The 14,653-nt window shown below is 63.3% G+C and carries 15 protein-coding genes and 1 tRNA gene; 8 read left to right on the top strand and 8 right to left on the bottom strand.

What is annotated here, in order from left to right:
• Positions 1–952 (bottom strand): ABC transporter transmembrane domain-containing protein (locus tag E3U47_RS22255; RefSeq protein WP_256660325.1); only part of this gene is annotated, 952 nt, incomplete at its 3' end.
• On the opposite strand from E3U47_RS22255, the gene E3U47_RS25290 reads away from it, so the two are divergent.
• The gene (locus E3U47_RS25290) at positions 918–1,091 is read left to right on the top strand and encodes a hypothetical protein (protein ID WP_256660326.1); all 174 of its coding nucleotides are present in this window, start codon (positions 918–920) and stop codon (positions 1,089–1,091) included. The two genes, E3U47_RS22255 and E3U47_RS25290, sit on opposite strands and share 35 nt — an antisense overlap.
• Here E3U47_RS25290 and E3U47_RS22250 read toward each other — a convergent pair.
• Positions 1,072–1,437: an AprI/Inh family metalloprotease inhibitor gene (locus E3U47_RS22250; protein ID WP_256660324.1), complete on the bottom strand. Its 366-nt coding sequence runs from the start codon at positions 1,435–1,437 to the stop codon at positions 1,072–1,074. The two genes, E3U47_RS25290 and E3U47_RS22250, sit on opposite strands and share 20 nt — an antisense overlap.
• Positions 1,438–1,501: 64 nt before the next feature.
• The gene (locus E3U47_RS22245; protein ID WP_134693746.1) at positions 1,502–2,959 is read right to left on the bottom strand and encodes a serralysin family metalloprotease; all 1,458 of its coding nucleotides are present in this window, start codon (positions 2,957–2,959) and stop codon (positions 1,502–1,504) included.
• Between the two features lie 442 nt (positions 2,960–3,401).
• On the opposite strand from E3U47_RS22245, the gene E3U47_RS22240 reads away from it, so the two are divergent.
• From E3U47_RS22240 to E3U47_RS25050, 3 genes are all read left to right on the top strand, one after another.
• The gene (locus tag E3U47_RS22240; protein ID WP_134693745.1) at positions 3,402–3,779 is read left to right on the top strand and encodes a hypothetical protein; all 378 of its coding nucleotides are present in this window, start codon (positions 3,402–3,404) and stop codon (positions 3,777–3,779) included.
• Positions 3,780–3,982: 203 nt separating this feature from the next.
• Positions 3,983–6,115: a TonB-dependent siderophore receptor gene (locus tag E3U47_RS22235; RefSeq protein ID WP_134693744.1), complete on the top strand. Its 2,133-nt coding sequence runs from the start codon at positions 3,983–3,985 to the stop codon at positions 6,113–6,115.
• Positions 6,116–6,142: 27 nt separating this feature from the next.
• Positions 6,143–6,310: a hypothetical protein gene (locus tag E3U47_RS25050; protein ID WP_167659522.1), complete on the top strand. Its 168-nt coding sequence runs from the start codon at positions 6,143–6,145 to the stop codon at positions 6,308–6,310.
• Here the strand turns inward: E3U47_RS25050 and E3U47_RS22230 are convergent.
• A tRNA-Ser gene (locus E3U47_RS22230) sits at positions 6,289–6,378 on the bottom strand. The genes E3U47_RS25050 and E3U47_RS22230 overlap by 22 nt on opposite strands.
• Positions 6,379–6,668: 290 nt before the next feature.
• On the opposite strand from E3U47_RS22230, the gene E3U47_RS22225 reads away from it, so the two are divergent.
• The 3 genes from E3U47_RS22225 (at position 6,669) to E3U47_RS22215 (ending at position 9,327) form a co-directional block, all read left to right on the top strand.
• Complete coding sequence (locus E3U47_RS22225) at positions 6,669–7,358, top strand: crotonase/enoyl-CoA hydratase family protein (RefSeq protein WP_134693743.1); 690 nt, start codon at positions 6,669–6,671, stop codon at positions 7,356–7,358.
• Between the two features lie 173 nt (positions 7,359–7,531).
• Complete coding sequence (locus tag E3U47_RS22220) at positions 7,532–8,251, top strand: 1-acyl-sn-glycerol-3-phosphate acyltransferase (protein ID WP_134693742.1); 720 nt, start codon at positions 7,532–7,534, stop codon at positions 8,249–8,251.
• 104 nt (positions 8,252–8,355) lie between these two features.
• Positions 8,356–9,327, top strand: a complete 972-nt coding sequence (locus E3U47_RS22215) for a magnesium and cobalt transport protein CorA (RefSeq protein ID WP_134693741.1) — start codon at positions 8,356–8,358, stop codon at positions 9,325–9,327.
• A 39-nt stretch (positions 9,328–9,366) separates the two neighbouring features.
• Here E3U47_RS22215 and E3U47_RS22210 read toward each other — a convergent pair whose 3' ends face one another.
• Positions 9,367–10,092 carry an amidotransferase gene (locus E3U47_RS22210; RefSeq protein ID WP_134693740.1) on the bottom strand — a complete coding sequence of 242 codons (726 nt, stop codon included), beginning with the start codon at positions 10,090–10,092 and terminating at the stop codon, positions 9,367–9,369.
• 527 nt (positions 10,093–10,619) lie between these two features.
• Here E3U47_RS22210 and E3U47_RS22205 point away from each other — a divergent pair.
• Positions 10,620–11,426, top strand: a complete 807-nt coding sequence (locus E3U47_RS22205; protein WP_134693739.1) for a cytochrome c — start codon at positions 10,620–10,622, stop codon at positions 11,424–11,426.
• 166 nt (positions 11,427–11,592) lie between these two features.
• Here the strand turns inward: E3U47_RS22205 and E3U47_RS22200 are convergent, their stop codons facing one another.
• The 3 genes from E3U47_RS22200 to E3U47_RS22190 all read right to left on the bottom strand — a co-directional run bounded on the left by E3U47_RS22200 (position 11,593) and on the right by E3U47_RS22190 (position 14,564).
• Positions 11,593–11,925 (bottom strand): ribonuclease E inhibitor RraB, encoded by a 333-nt coding sequence (locus E3U47_RS22200; RefSeq protein ID WP_134693738.1) that lies wholly within the window; start codon positions 11,923–11,925, stop codon positions 11,593–11,595.
• Between the two features lie 185 nt (positions 11,926–12,110).
• Positions 12,111–12,347: a hypothetical protein gene (locus E3U47_RS22195; RefSeq protein ID WP_134693737.1), complete on the bottom strand. Its 237-nt coding sequence runs from the start codon at positions 12,345–12,347 to the stop codon at positions 12,111–12,113.
• A gap of 141 nt (positions 12,348–12,488) precedes the next feature.
• Positions 12,489–14,564, bottom strand: coding sequence for an LTA synthase family protein (locus E3U47_RS22190; RefSeq protein ID WP_134693736.1), 2,076 nt, complete (start codon positions 14,562–14,564; stop codon positions 12,489–12,491).
• Between the last annotated feature and the right edge of the window lie 89 nt (positions 14,565–14,653).

The following is a 14,653-nucleotide window of genomic DNA, read 5'->3' as shown; positions in this document are numbered from 1 at the left end:
CGGGGGGGGCGGCGCTGACCTGCTCCACGCTCAGTTGCCCGGTCGGCGCCGGCAACGGCATCGGCGCAGGTGGCTCCGGGTGCTCGCGCAGCAGGCTGTCCAGGCGCTGATAGGCCAGCTGGGCGCCGCTCCATTGCTTCCACACCGCGATCAGTTGGTCGATCGGCGCCAGCACCCGGCCCATGAGGATCGACCCGGCGATCATCATGCCTGGGGTCATCTGCCCTTCGATCACCAGCAGCGCGCCCAACCCCAGCACCAGCGATTGCAGGCACAGGCGCAGGCCCTTGCTGGTGGCGGTGATAACCGCCGAGGTGTCGCTGGCCTTGTTCTGCAGGTCGAGGAATCGCCCGTGCAGGCTGAACCAGCGCTGGCGCAGCGCGCCGAGCATGCCCATGGCCTGGATGCTCTCGGCGCTCTGCAACTGGCTGCCGGCAAGCTGCGTCGACTGCTGCTGGAAGCCACTGGCCTCGGCCAGGGTCGCGTGGGTCATGCGCTCGTTGAGCACCGCCAGGGCGATCAGCAGCAACGCGCCGACCGTGGCCATCACCCCGAGCCAGACGTTGAAGACGAAGATCACCGCCAGGTAGAGGGGAAACCAGGGCGCGTCGAAGAAGGCAAACAACGCCGGGCCGGTAATGAACTGACGCAGCTGGGTCAGGTCGCCCAGGGCCTGTCCGGCGGCACCATCACGCTGGCGCAAGTTGCGCTCGAAAGCCGCCCGATAGACCTTGAGGTTGAAACTTTTTTCCAGTTGGTTGCCCACCCGGATGACAATGAAACTGCGCACCGCTTCCAGCGCGCCTATATAAACGAAGAAGCCGACCACCATCAGGGTCAGCATCCACAAAGTTGTGGTGTTCTGCGAACTCAGTACACGGTCGTACACTTGAAGCATATAAATCGACGGCACCAGCATGAGCAAGTTGATCAAGGCCGTGAAACAGCCCACGCTGATCAAGGTCGATTTATATTCGCCGAGTGCCGCCCACAAAGGCGCCCCGGGCTTTTTGCTCGGTAGTTTCATGTTTCGCCCTTGCTTGCCTGAAACTTTGAAGTTTCAGGCCGGGGTTATTTGTCCAGGTGCTTGAGCACCAGTTGGGTACCATCCGGCCGGGTCCAGGCGTAACGCTTGGCACCCTCGCGGTTGAAGTGCACCACGCTGCTGCCATCGCCCCCCACCAGGGCCAGTGTGTCGGGCGTCACCAGCCAGCTGCCGGGGCGCAGGCCCAGCAAGTCCCTGGCGCAATCCAAGTCGCCTTCGATTTCGCCTTCCGTGGCGCCCAGGCGCAGGTTGCAGGATTGCCCCCCCTGCTCTTCGGGTTGAAGCGTCCAATCACCGGCCATTTGCGCGGCGTTGGGGAGTAACAGGCTGCTCGCCATACCTACCTCGGTCATCGACATCAGGGTAATCGCGGCCAGCGCGATCGTTTGCAAGGTTGCTTTCATTCGTCTGCCTCGCCGACAAAAGGGCGACGCGCAAGCGCCGCCCCCTGTTACATCAGACCACGATGTCGGTGACAGCGGCCTGGCCAACGGTGGTCACCAGGAAATCGGCCGAGGCGTTTCCGGTGAAGTCGATGGACAGGCTGCCCAGGTTGGTGGCCTGGTCGTAGGTCAGCAGCGCTTCGCCGGCATGGCCGGTGAAGGCGTTGACGAACTGCAGCGGCAGTTTGTTCACGGCGAAGGCCGAGATGGCCGACAGGTCGATCTTGTCCACACCCGAGGTGAAGTCCATGATCCGGTCCGGCGCCGCCTTGGTCGAGTCGCTGATGGCCGCGTACACGAAAGTGTCCGCGCCAGTGCCGCCCCACAGCTGGTCAGCACCGCCACCGCCGTAGATGATGTCGTTGCCGGCACCACCCTTGAGCACGTTGGCCAGCGCGTTGCCGATCAGCAGGTCGTTACCCGAGCCGCCGATGGCGTTCTCGATGGTCACGCCCTTGGCGATGGACACGTTACCAACCATGCCGCCAACGTCGGAGAACGACGCTTCGTTGAGGTTGATCTTCTGGTTCTGGGTGAAGCCCGAGAAGTCGAAGGTGTCGTTGCCGCCACCGTCCCACACCGAGAACACCAGCTTCGACGAGGCCGAGGTGGCCGAGTAGAAGTCGCGATCAGCGGTGGAGTTGAAGCCGTAGGTGGTGTCGCTGGCACGGGTGGCGTAGTTGGCGCCGTAGAGCTTCTGGATCGCCAGGATGTCGTCCATCAGCGGGGCCGAGGCGTAGTACTGCCCGCCGCCCTTGACGAAGTTCTGGCCGTTGTTGCTTTCGCTCCAGTAGCTCATCACGCTGTAGCCGCGAGTGTCCTGGGCGTAGTCGGCGTCACGGTAGGTCGGGTTGCCCTGGCCGGCGTTGTAGTCGCCGGGGTGGGACAGGCCGAGCACGTGGCCGATTTCGTGGGTCAGGGTCTGGCGGCCGTAGTTGCCGGTGCCCGGGGTGATGTTGACCTGGTAGCCGCTGTTGATCAGGTACCAGGACTCGCCCTTGTGCGAACCTGGGCCGTCGAACGGCAGGTAGGCGAACGCCGCGCCGCCATTGCTGGCGCTGAAGTTGCCGAAGGTCATGTGACCGTCGCCACCCGAGGCGGCCTCGGTGAAGGTGACCTTGGCCACGTCCGACCAGGACTGCATGGCGAGCTTGGCCTGCTCTTTCTGCAGGTCGCTGAACTGGCTGAAAGTACCGAGCTTGCGCGCGGTGAAGTCGCCAGGCGCCTTGGTCAGGAAGGTGTAGCTGAGGCTGATGGTGCCGTCCTTGTTCAGGTCTTTCCAGGCTGCGCCATCACGCAGGAGGTGATCGGCGGCCTGGTCGGCCGTGAAGGACTTCTTGCCATTGATGTTGGCGCCGCCGCGATCGTACTGGTGGGCAAAGCTATCGATCAGGCCGAAGGACGAACTTGGCCCCTTCGGTTGCACTGCGGAGACGGCCGATGCAATAGCGTTTTCTTTGACTTTCGACATGCAGGTTACTTCCTTGTTTAACAAAAAAGCCATTGATGTCAGACAGGCGTTCTTGCACCTCGCGAGAACGTCCTGTCACTCGCCCTTATGAGGCGCAAAAAAACTGACACAAAATGAAACTTAATGTCCAGCCTTTTTTGACGTCATTTTTTCGTTTTCGAAAATTAACCTGCGCCGTACTAATTTGCACAATCTGCGATGGATCAGCCGCGACACCTGAAAGCATTAGTTACAGTCATGGGTCCTGACTTATTTATATAACCAATCGAAGTTTAGTTATGAAAACGCGACTTGCGCCTGGTGTTCATTCGCGCCCCTTCGTTTTGGCCCGACGCGTGCGACCACGGGTCACACGACCCTCCGTCGCCTGGCCGTTGACTTGCCAGCGTGCCAGGCGCTCAGTAGGCGTTGGTCAAAAGCCCCTTCCTGACAGGACGACACAATGACAAGACTCACGGTGCAATCCGGCGATTTCTTGCAAGGTGAAGGCGAGTATCGCAATGGAGCGCTCACTCTCAAGACCCCACGCAGCCCCTCGCCCGGCGAGCGCATTTCGCTGACGCGCATCCAGGACCTGAAGCTGGCCAACCTCGAAACCACCCGCAGCCTGGGCAGCGCCCTGGGCTGGGGGGTGGCCGGCGCGCTGGTGGCCGGGCCGGTGGGCCTGCTCGCCGGCCTGCTGCTCGGCGGCAAGGAGGACGAGGTGACCTTCCTCGCCACTTTCAAGGATGGCCGCAAGCTGCTGGCCATTACCGACGGCAAGACCTGGTCGAAGATCGACGACAGCTGGCGCCGCCACCAACGCCCTGTCGCGGCCTGAAGCGCGGCCCGAGTCGTTCGTCTTCACAGTATTGGCCTTTTCACCGGCAAGCCGGCTCCGGCAGCGCTGGAGCCTGCTTGCGCCGCTTCCACGCCCCAGTCTTCTCCTGAAAAAGTGCCCGATGGCCTGCTAACATGGCGCCCGTTTGCCCGCCCGACAGCTGCCGACCGATAACGGCGCGTCCGCCTTTGAAGGAGCCCCGCATGACCCCGCTTCGCCCTCGCCTGCCCCTTGGCCTGCTCGGCCTGGGCCTTGCCCTGCACAGTGGCCAGGGCCTGGCCGCCGACAGCGTGACGCTGGCCCCGGTGCGCATCTCCGATGTGCAGGACAACAGCGGCTACCAGGCACGCGAGGCCCAGGTCGGCGGCCTGCGCACGGCGCCGCTGCTCGACACCCCGGCCGCGGTCAGCGTGTTCAGCCGCCAACTGCTAGACGACCGCCAGGTGCGCAAGCTCAGCGAGGTGCTGCAGAGCGATGCCTCGGTGGGCGAAAGCTATGCGCCAGTCGGCTACTACGAGAACTTCAACGTGCGCGGCTTCGAGCTCAACGCCGCCAGCAGCTACCGGATCAACGGCCAGACCATCGCTGGTGAGCAGAACGTGGCGCTGGAGAACAAGCAGCAGGTGGAACTGCTCAAGGGCTTGTCCGGGCTGCAAAGCGGCGTGTCGGAGCCTGGCGGGTTGGTCAACTACGTGACCAAGCGCCCTGAGGATGTGCGCAGCATAAGCGTGTCGAGCAACGAACAGGGCGAGCGCTACCTGGCCACCGACCTGGGTGGCTGGTTCGGTGCCGAGCGCCAGCTGGGACTGCGGGTAAACCTGGCCCACGAGGACATTCGCTCCTATGTCGATCATGCCGACGGCAAGCGCGACTTTGCCTCCGTGGCGCTCGACTGGCAGATCAACCCAAATGCCGTCCTGGAGCTGGATGCCGAGTACCAGCATCGCGAGCAGTATTCGGTGCCCGGCTATCAACTGCTTGGCGGCAACCAGCTACCCCATGGCGTCGACCCCAAGGATCACCTGGCCTGGCAGTCCTGGGCCAAACCCGTGCAGAACGACTCCCTGACCCTGGGCGGGCGTTTCAAGTACCAGTTCAACGACAACTGGAACGGTACCTTGAGCGCCTCGCGCAGCAAGGTGGTGATCGATGACTACAGCGCTTTCGCCTGGGGTTCGAGCGAAGGGGCCTACTTCGGCAGCAATGGCGATTACGACATCTACGATTTCCGCAGCCCTGACGATACCCGCCGCATCGACGAAGCCCAGGCCATGATCGACGGGCGCTTCGATGCCTTGGGCGTGAGCCATGAGCTGACCGTCGGCACCAGTGCGCAACGCCGCACGCTCGACCAGCGACCGGGCTACAACGAGTGGCGAGGCACAGGCAACATCCATACCGGTGCGCCAGCCGTGGAGCCGTCGGAGAAGCCCATTGGCAGCAGTGAGCGCCGCCTGGACAGCCGCCAGTACGGCCTGGTCTTCAGCGACCGTATCACCTTCAATGACAATTGGCAGACCGTGATCGGCGCCCGGGAAGTGCGCCTGGATGAAAAGACCTGGGACCAGAATGGCGTCGCCGGGCGCCACACCCGACAGTACCAACTGCTACCCAACGCAGCTTTGATCTACAAGCCGCAGCCAGACACCACCTTGTACGCCAGCTATGCGAAAGGCTTGTCCTCGGGCGGCACCGCCCCCTGGTATGCCAGCAACGCGTTCGAAATCCTCGCCCCGACCCTGTCGCGCCAGCTCGAAGTCGGCATCAAGCGTGACTGGCAGGGCATGAGTTTCAGCGCGGCCTTGTTCCAGATCCGCCAGGCGTACCAGTACGCCCGCCCCGACGGAACCCCGGCGCCGACCTACGTACAGTCGGGCCAGCAGAAGAACACCGGCCTGGAACTCGGGGCAAGCGGCTGGGTGACCTCCAACCTGCAGATCCAGGCCAGCGCCGCAGTGATCCGTGCCCGGGTGCAGAACAGCGACACCGCCGCCTACGAAGGCCACCAGGCAATCAACGTGCCGCGCCTGCGCGCCGCGCTGCAGGCCGACTACGCCCTGCCCGTGCCGGGCCTGGCACTGCTCGGCGGTGCACGCTACAGCGCCAGCAAGTACGCAAGCTCAGCAGGCAATGTCGAAGTCGGCGGCTACACCGTATTCGACATCGGCAGCCGCTACCGCACGAACATCGGCGGCTACGACACCGTGCTGCGCCTGACCGTGGACAACGTCTTCGACAAGCGCTACTGGCGCGACGTGGGCGACTACCTGGGCGACAACTACCTGTTCCAGGGCGCCCCGCGCACAGCCAGGCTGTCGGCCTCGGTCAACTTCTAAGGACGCTTGCTCCTGTAGGAGCCAGCCTTGCTGGCGAACCAGGCGATGCGCAGTTGGGCACCGGCCACGCCGGTGTTCGCCGGCAAGGCCGGCTCCTACAAGGGCGAGGCGCGCCTCAAGACGGAAAACAAAAAGCCCCCGAACCTTTCGATTCGGGGGCTTCTCGTAGAATGTGGCGGTGAAGAAGGGATTTGAACCCTTGATACGATTTCTCGTATACACACTTTCCAGGCGTGCTCCTTCGACCACTCGGACACTTCACCGTTTTCTCTTCAAGCTGTTCAGCCTGTCGAGGCGCGCTAATTTAGTAGAAGAGCTTTTCTTTGGCAAGCATTTTTTTCAGAATTTTCATGTGCTTAAGCCAATCGATGGAAAACCCCTGGCAATCAAGGCAATGCTGCCATTGTGCCCAGCGCTTTTCCCCATGCCCTGGCCCCTGCCCCGCTAGCGCTAGGCATGGCGCCCGGACACTGACCGGCCAGTCAGTCTTGACGCTTTACCTCGCCTCCCGGGCTGGGTAACGTCGTCGCCACGCCATCCAAAGGACTCCGCCATGAGCGAGCTGCTTACCTACCATGCCGAAGACGGCATCGCCACCCTGACCCTGAACAACGGCAAGGTCAACGCCATCTCGCCGGACGTGATCACAGCCTTCAATGCCGCACTGGACCGCGCGGTGGAAGAACGCGCGGTGGTGATCATCACTGGCCAGCCAGGCATCCTCTCCGGCGGTTACGACCTCAAGGTGATGACCGCCGGGCCCAAGGAGGCCGTCGGCCTGGTCACCGCTGGCTCCACCCTGGCCCGTCGCCTGCTGTCGCACCCGTTCCCGGTGATCGTCGCCTGCCCCGGCAACGCCGTGGCCAAGGGTGCCTTCCTGCTGCTGTCGGCCGACTACCGCATCGGTGTCGAAGGCCCGTACAAGATCTGCCTGAACGAAGTGCAGATCGGCATGACCATGCATCACGCCGGCATCGAACTGGCCCGTGATCGCCTGGGCCGTGCCGCCTTCCAGCGCTCGGTCAACAATGCCGAGATCTTCGACCCGCAAGGCGCCCGCGAAGCCGGCTTCCTCGACAAGGTGGTGCCGGCCGAGCAGTTGCAGGAAGTGGCCCTGGCCGCCGCCCGCGAACTGAAGAAGCTGAACATGCTGGCGCACAAGAACACCAAGCTGAAAGTGCGCAAGAGCCTGCTGGAGGCCCTGGACGAAGCGATCCTGGTCGACCAGAACCACCTCGGCTGAGGCCCTGGCTATATCAACTTGATGCACGAATCCTGGGGCCGCTATGCGGCCCTTTCGCGACACAAGGCCGCTCCTACAGAAAGCCATGGCCAAGCTCCTATGCCACACCAAGGTTTGCCCCAGCCAGTGCACACCCGTACACTGCGCGGCGACTGTCTGGTGTGAGTCGTACCATGCTCTATCTGTTTCGCATGCTCCTGCTGGCGCTGCATTTCCTGTTCGTCGGTGTCGTCGGCCTGGTGATCGGCCTGCTGCGCCCGTTCAACCCTGACAACAGCCGCCTGTTCGCGCGCCTGTACAGCGTGCCAGCCGCCTGGTTCATGCGCATCAAGGTCAAGGCCGAGGTCGGCCCGTTGTGGGACCAGCCGCCCGGCTGCGTGATCATCGCCAACCACCAATCCAACTACGACCTGTTCATCCTCGGCCAGGTGGTGCCGCGCCGCACCGTGGCCATCGGCAAGAAGAGCCTGGGCTGGATCCCGCTGTTCGGCCAGTTGTTCTGGCTTGGCGGCAACGTGCTGGTCGACCGCAAGAACGCCTACCAGGCACGCAAGGCCATGCAGGCCACCACCCGGACCCTGCGCGACGACACCTCGATCTGGATCTTCCCCGAAGGCACGCGCAACCCAGGTGAACACCTGCTGCCATTCAAGAAGGGCGCCTTCCACATGGCGGTGGAGGCCGGCGTGCCGATCGTGCCGGTGTGCGTCAGCCGCTATTCGCAGCGCCTGGGCCTCAATAGCTGGCGCCAGCGCACGGTGATCGTCCGCTCCCTGGCCCCCATCGCCACCGCCGGCCTGACCCAGCAGGACCTGCCGGCGTTGATCGAGCAGTGCCGCAACCAGATGCAGCATTGCATCGACCATATGGAAAGCGAAGTCACCAGCCAATAACCGCAGGCTTGGCCAAACCGCGCATTTCTTCATGCGCGACAGGTTGCCCTGCCGCGCGACACAGCCCAAGCTGTCTGGGTGTTCAACCAGACAAGCGGACAACCATGGGTCGAGTCGTCGCCGCGGCGGTGTACAGCGCCGGCAGGAAGGTCACCAACATCAGCCTCGATGAGGGCGCCGAATGGGCACGCAAGCCCGGACACTTCGTGTGGATCGGCCTGGAAGAGCCCAACGCCGAGGAACTGGCCAACCTGCAGCGCCAGTTCGGCCTGCACGAACTGGCCATCGAGGACGCCCTGGAGAAGCACAGCCGGCCGAAGCTCGAGACCTTCGGCGACGCGCTGTTCATCGTCACCTACTCGCCGGTGCGCCATGAAGGCAAGCTCGAGTTCATCGAGACCCATATCTTCGCCGGCAACGGCTACATCATCACCTGCCGCAACGGCCATTCGAAGTCCTACGCCCTGGTGCGCCAACGCTGCGAAGCGCGCCCGCTGCTGCTCGAGCATGGCGAAGACTTCGTGCTTTACGCCCTGCTCGACTTCGTCACCGAGAACTACCAGCCGGTCAGCGAGGCCATCCACGGCGAGATCGAAGAGCTGGAGCAGAGCGTGCTGAGCAACTCGCTGCAGGAAGAGGACATCCAGCGCCTGCACAGCCTGCGCCGCGACATCCTGCGCCTGCGTCGCTACGTGGCGCCGATGGTCGAGGTCAGCGAGGAGCTGCAGCGCCTGAGCTTCCCGTTCATCGACAAGAACATGCGCCCGTATTTTCGCGATGTGCAGATCCACGTGACCCGGCAGATGGAAGACCTCGCCGGGATTCGCGACATCGCCAGCCAGACCATCGAGATCGGCATGTTGCTGGAGGCCTCGCGACAAAGCATCACCCAGCGCAAGTTCGCCGCCTGGGCGGCGATCCTGGCGTTCCCCACGGCGATTGCCGGGATCTACGGGATGAACTTCCAGAACATGCCCGAGCTGGGCTGGCACTACGGCTACTTCACCGTGCTGGGGGTGATCGGCCTGGGCTGTTCGGGGCTGTATTACAGCTTCAAGCGCTCGGGTTGGTTGTAACGCCAAGGAACGTGGGAGCGGGCTCAGTCAACGTGGATCTCAGATCATGCGACTACCGGGCTGCTGAATGAAGCGCAGCATCCACTCGCCCACCAGATCCCCCTGGTGTTCGCTGGCCAGGCTGGCCACTGCCTTGGTGTACACCTCTGCCCCCAGGGAAGCCTGCCGCGCATCGAGCAGCGCCCGCGAGTAATCGTGGACGAACTCCGGATGCCCCTGGAAGCACAGCACCTGGTCACCGATGTGATACGCCGCGTTCGGACAGAAGTCGCTGGAGGCAATCACCGTGGCCCCTTCGGGCAGCTCGGTGACCTGGTCCTGGTGGCTGATCAGCAGGGTCAGCTCGGATACCTGCGGGTCCATCCACGGTGCATGGGCAGCCAGGCTGTAGCGGTGGATGCCCACGCCCCAGCCCTTGTCGGCGCGCTCGGCCTTGCCGCCCAGGGTCAGGGCCAGCAACTGATGGCCGAAACACACGCCCAGCAACTTCTCGCCACGCTCGTAGAGTTTGCGCAGGTAGGCCTTGAGGGTCTGGATCCATGGGTCGTCGCCGAACGAGTCAGCCTTGCTGCCCGTCACCAGGTACGCATCGAACCGTTCGCTCTCGGCCGGGTATTCGCCGTTCATCACGTTGTACACGTCAAACTCGGCGGCGATCGGCTGGCGCGAAAACAGCTGCTCGAACATCCTGCCGTAGCCCTGATACTGCGCGATCAACTCCGGCCGCAGGACATCGGTTTCAAGGATGCAGATGCGTAACGACATAGGGGTAGTCCTGAACGACATGTGGGTGGGATTTGCTGTAGAGACTGACGCGAAAAACCAGTACAAGCAAGTAGCATATCCAGACGGACGGTAGGCCCTGTAACCCTCGGTAACCCTGGCCGCGCACTCGTCTAGCCCAAGCACGCCAGCGGGGTGGCCAGTGGCCTTAAATCACTCGGAAATTTGCCACAATTTGCTTAGAACAAAGGGTTCTGAATCAGGGATGACGCGGGCCCTACTGTTGGTTGTATATCCAGACACACGAGGCAAGCAGGTTCGGCGTTTCACCAAGCCACTGCGATCGACCCGACGTGCGACAAGGAAGCCAAGGGTTATTCAGGAATAACAACAAGAAGGCGGTCCGCCATGTTCAGACAATCGAAAGTACGCCAAGCCGGGCTCATTCTCTTCGCCACGACGCTGCTGCTGATCCTGCCCAACCTTACCCGGTTGTTCGGCTGAAACGGCAGTGGCCCTGGCCGCCCATGCGCAGGTAATCTGCCAGCCCTGACGGTTGGAGATTGCCCATGCGCCTGTGCCTCACCCTGCTCTGCCTGTTGTTCGCCTTGCCGCTGTCGGCAGCGCAACTGACCCTGAAGCTCGAGGGTGGCAGCCGCCAGTGGCAAACCGCGCAACTGCTCGCCCACCCGCAAACCCGCGACCTCAGGGTCGAGCAAGACGTTGCCTACAAGCGCGCCATGCACTACCGCGCCATTCCCCTGGCCGTGCTGCTCGAGGGCGTGCAACCGGGCGATCACCTGCAGGCCGTGGCGCTGGACGGTTTTGCCGCGGAAATGCCTGCCGGCCCCTTGTTGCAGGCTGGGCCGGCCCAGGCTTGGCTGGCCATCGAGGACCCCAGCCAGCCCTGGCCACCACTGGCCAAGGGCAAGCCGGGGGCCGGGCCGTTCTACCTGGTCTGGCACAACCCGCAGGCCAGCGGCATCCGCCCCGAACAGTGGCCGTTCCAGATCGCCACCATTCGCCGGCTGCCCCCGGTCGAAGCGCGCTTTCCGGCCCTGCTGCCCGACCCGGCGCTGGCGGCCAACGACCCGGTGCGCCAAGGTTTCGCCCTGTTCCAGCAGAACTGCCTGGCCTGCCACCGGCTCAATGGCGCAGGTGATGCGCAATTCGGCCCGGACCTGAACCTGCCGCACAACCCAACCGAGTATTTCCAGCCGGCGTTCCTGCGCCAGTACATCCGCGACCCGCAAAGCTTGCGCCAGTGGCCCCAGGCAAAAATGCCCGGGTTTGCCCCGCAGGTGCTGAACGAGCAGGAGCTCGATGCCCTGCTGGCCTACCTGGGGCACATGGCCGGACGCAAGGTCCACCCGTAGGTGCCTGGTTCGCCAGCAACGGGTCCAAAGCACGCTGCAATCGCGTAGGAGCCGGCTTGCCGGCGAACACCGGCATCGCCGGTACCATCCACCGCGCTGCCTGGTTCGCCAGCAAGCTGGCTCCTACGGGCCTGAAGCACGCTGCAATCGACTTGCCGGTGCCATTCTAGGCGATGGGCCGTTCCTGCTTGACGCCCCAGCCCTCGACCTCGCCGCCATAAGGCGACACGACCAGTTCGAAAGCCTGCTCGAAAGCGCCGATACCACCATGGGTGGCGTACATGACCTTGCTCAGTTCCAGGTGCCAGGCGCCGTCGTCACGCTCGCTCACCTGGGCGTTGAGCGACTCGCCGCGAAACTGCCCAGCCGCCCGGCGCGCACCGACTTCGTCGGGGAACACGGCATAGAACTCGATGGGATGGATGCGGGTGAAATCGAAACCGCCAGCTTTCATCTGGCGCAGGACGCTGCTGCTGATATCGTCGTTCGAGCTGCTCATGAAACGTCCTCCTGCAAAGCAATGGATAGACTTTCCGTGCACAACGCACCTGCCTGGCAACAAGGTCATGCCTGACATTACGAGCGGATTGCGAGACGCGAATGTAAACGGCGGCGGCCCGCAGAGAAGACCGGCGCCTCATTGCAGCGTAGCGCCTGTACAGGCACTACGCCAGACAGACTCCTTCAGGGCGCTTCACGGATGGTGGTGATGATCACCCCGCTCTGCTCCTTGAGCCAGCGTGCCGTAGGGGAATAACTGCGGTCCTGGAAGTCGTTGAGGTCCAGCTCGTCCATCAATGGAAACAGCCGCGAGCGAATCGCCCGTGCGGCATCTTCCTCGCTGGGGCACTGCTCGGCGTTGAGCAGCAGGGTTTGCGGTTCGCCCTTCTGGTTGGCAAAGCTGACTTCCCACGCTTTCATCGATCAGCCCTCGCTGGAAACGGTGAATGACACTCCGTACTAGCTTGACCATGGGCAGCAGACGATGTTCAGCCGGGCGCATCAAACACCATGAAAAAAGCCCGCCGGGCAACGGCGGGCTTGTTCATGACGGCGGCCGGCTTACTTCGGCGTGCCGTGGACGACACCGGCGGTGTTGTCCAGCAGGCTCTTGGTCGCGGTCTGGATATAGGCCTCGAGCCTTTTGAGCATGTCCGGCTGGTCCGGGCTTTCGATCAGTTCGGCCTTGAACTCGCGGCCCAGCTGATAGCGGTACAGGCGCGGGGTCATGTCCTTGGACTCGATGAGGATCCGGTCGCCCTGCACCAGTCCGACGATCTGCTCGCTGCCGGAGGGCTTGATCATGCCCACGCCCTGGTCGCCCTCGGGCAGGTTGAGCAAGTCGCGGCCCCAGCACTGGTGGCGGGCATGGCCGCCCAGGCGGCCCATGATGGTCGGCACGATGTCGACCTGGGTGCCGACGGTATGGTTGACCGCGCCGAATTTCTCCTGGATGCCGGGGGCAATCAACAACAGCGGCACGTTGAAGCGCCCCAGGTCCAGCTCGGTGACCTGCTGGTTGTTGCCAAAACCATGGTCGCCGACGATGACGAACAAGGTGTCCTTGAAATAAGGCTCCTTGCGCGCCTTCTCGAAGAACTGGCCCAGCGCCCAGTCGGAATAACGCATGGCGGTGAGGTGTTCGTCCAAGCGGCCGTGGCCGCTGACCTTCTCCACCGGCAACTCGGTGGGCAAGGCGTACGGCGTGTGGTTGGAGAGGGTCTGCAGCAGCGCGTAGATCGGTTTCTTGCCGTCGTGCTTGGCCAACTCCTGGTTACCCCGGTCGAACATGTCCTGATCGGACACGCCCCAGGTCGGGTCGGAGAACACTGGGTCGACGAAATCATTGCGGCCGATGAAGGTGGTCATGCCCTGGTTGCCGAAGAACCCGGACTGGTTGTCCCAGGCGAAGTCGCCGTTGTACACGTAGACATCGTCGTAGTCCCGGGCGCTGAGCAACGCCGGCAGGCCGGACAGCTTGTGGCCGCCCTCGGGGGTCTGCATCAGGTACTCGAAGCCTGGCAGGTTGGGGAAGCAGGCCATGGTGGCGAACATCCCCTGGTGGGTATGGGTGCCATTGGAAAAGAAGCGGTCGAACAGCAGGCCTTCCTTGGCCAGCTTGTCGAAGTACGGGGTGATGTTGGCATCGCTGCCCAGGGCGCCCACCGAGTGGCCGGCGAAGCTCTCCATCAAGATCACCACGACGTTCTTGATCGCCAGGGTGTTCTTTTCTGGCGGCAGGAAATCACGGCGCACAGGAGCCTCGTCGGCATCGACCAGTGTGTCGTTGGCGGTCAGCAGTTGCTCGCGCACGGTCTGGGTGGCCAGCGCCTGGTCGAGCACGGGCTTCCAGATGTTGGCGCGGTCTTCGCCGAAGCGGCTCTTGGCGGCATCGATCAGGGTCAGGGTGCCGTTGAGGCCGAGCTGATTGACGAAGTTCGAGTCGGTGGTGAAGGCGTCGCCCCAGCGCATCGGCGGGCCCTGGCGCAAGGTGCCACGGGCAGCGACCACCGCCACCAGCAGCACCACCATGAACACCGCCAAACGGCCATACCACGGCGCCAGCGCACGGCTGGCGCCACCAGCGGCAGCCGCCGTGCCACGGGTCATGCGATCGATGCCCTTGAACAGCAGACTCAACAGCCAGGTGCCGATCAGCCAGGCCAGCAGGTAGCGGACCACGGGGAAGCCATACCAGAGCATGCTCAGCACCGTCTTGGGATCTTCCTGGATGTACTGGAACACCAGGCCGTTCAACCGCTGGTGGAACTCACGGTAGAAGTCCATCTCCATCAGGCCGAGGAACATCACCACGCTGGAGGCGAGCGTCAGCCAGAGGCGGAAAAAGCCACGGCGGGCCATCAGCCAGGGGCTGAGCAGTGCCAGCAGCAGCGGAATGCTGATGTATACCACCACCCGCAGGTCGAAGCGCAGGCCGTTGAAGAAGCCTTCGGCAACCGTGGCGGTGGGGGTGTCGCCGACCATGTCGCTGTTGTAGACCAGCAGCGCCAGGCGCACCAGGCTGAGCATCAGCATGATCACCAGGCCGCTGAGCAGCGTGTAGGCCAGGTGGGATTTCAGGGTCGGCGAGAACGAGCCTCGCGCACCCTGTTGCTTCAAGGCGTCCGTGTTAGCCATGAATGGAGAGATCCTAGGATTGCGGTTTGCGGGAAGGCGAGAGTCGCCTGCAGCCTGAGGTGCGACCGTCCAACCAAGGCCGCATTGTG

Origin of the sequence: Pseudomonas sp. RIT623 (assembly GCF_004519305.1) — a bacterium.
In the GTDB taxonomy this organism is placed as follows: domain Bacteria; phylum Pseudomonadota; class Gammaproteobacteria; order Pseudomonadales; family Pseudomonadaceae; genus Aquipseudomonas.
This window is presented reverse-complemented; position numbering and strand designations above follow the sequence as displayed.

What these genes read in the sequence shown, in the direction of transcription:
- E3U47_RS22220 (WP_134693742.1), top strand. Translation starts at nt 7,532, where the DNA reads ATGCTCTATCTGTTTCGCATGCTCCTGCTGGCGCTGCATTTCCTGTTC.
- E3U47_RS22240 (WP_134693745.1), top strand. Translation starts at nt 3,402, where the DNA reads ATGACAAGACTCACGGTGCAATCCGGCGATTTCTTGCAAGGTGAAGGC.
- E3U47_RS22190 (WP_134693736.1), bottom strand. Translation starts at nt 14,564, where the DNA reads ATGGCTAACACGGACGCCTTGAAGCAACAGGGTGCGCGAGGCTCGTTC.
- E3U47_RS22205 (WP_134693739.1), top strand. Translation starts at nt 10,620, where the DNA reads ATGCGCCTGTGCCTCACCCTGCTCTGCCTGTTGTTCGCCTTGCCGCTG.
- E3U47_RS22245 (WP_134693746.1), bottom strand. Translation starts at nt 2,959, where the DNA reads ATGTCGAAAGTCAAAGAAAACGCTATTGCATCGGCCGTCTCCGCAGTG.
- E3U47_RS22235 (WP_134693744.1), top strand. Translation starts at nt 3,983, where the DNA reads ATGACCCCGCTTCGCCCTCGCCTGCCCCTTGGCCTGCTCGGCCTGGGC.
- E3U47_RS22210 (WP_134693740.1), bottom strand. Translation starts at nt 10,092, where the DNA reads ATGTCGTTACGCATCTGCATCCTTGAAACCGATGTCCTGCGGCCGGAG.
- E3U47_RS25290 (WP_256660326.1), top strand. Translation starts at nt 918, where the DNA reads ATGAGCAAGTTGATCAAGGCCGTGAAACAGCCCACGCTGATCAAGGTC.
- E3U47_RS22225 (WP_134693743.1), top strand. Translation starts at nt 6,669, where the DNA reads ATGAGCGAGCTGCTTACCTACCATGCCGAAGACGGCATCGCCACCCTG.
- E3U47_RS22215 (WP_134693741.1), top strand. Translation starts at nt 8,356, where the DNA reads ATGGGTCGAGTCGTCGCCGCGGCGGTGTACAGCGCCGGCAGGAAGGTC.
- E3U47_RS22200 (WP_134693738.1), bottom strand. Translation starts at nt 11,925, where the DNA reads ATGAGCAGCTCGAACGACGATATCAGCAGCAGCGTCCTGCGCCAGATG.
- E3U47_RS22195 (WP_134693737.1), bottom strand. Translation starts at nt 12,347, where the DNA reads ATGAAAGCGTGGGAAGTCAGCTTTGCCAACCAGAAGGGCGAACCGCAA.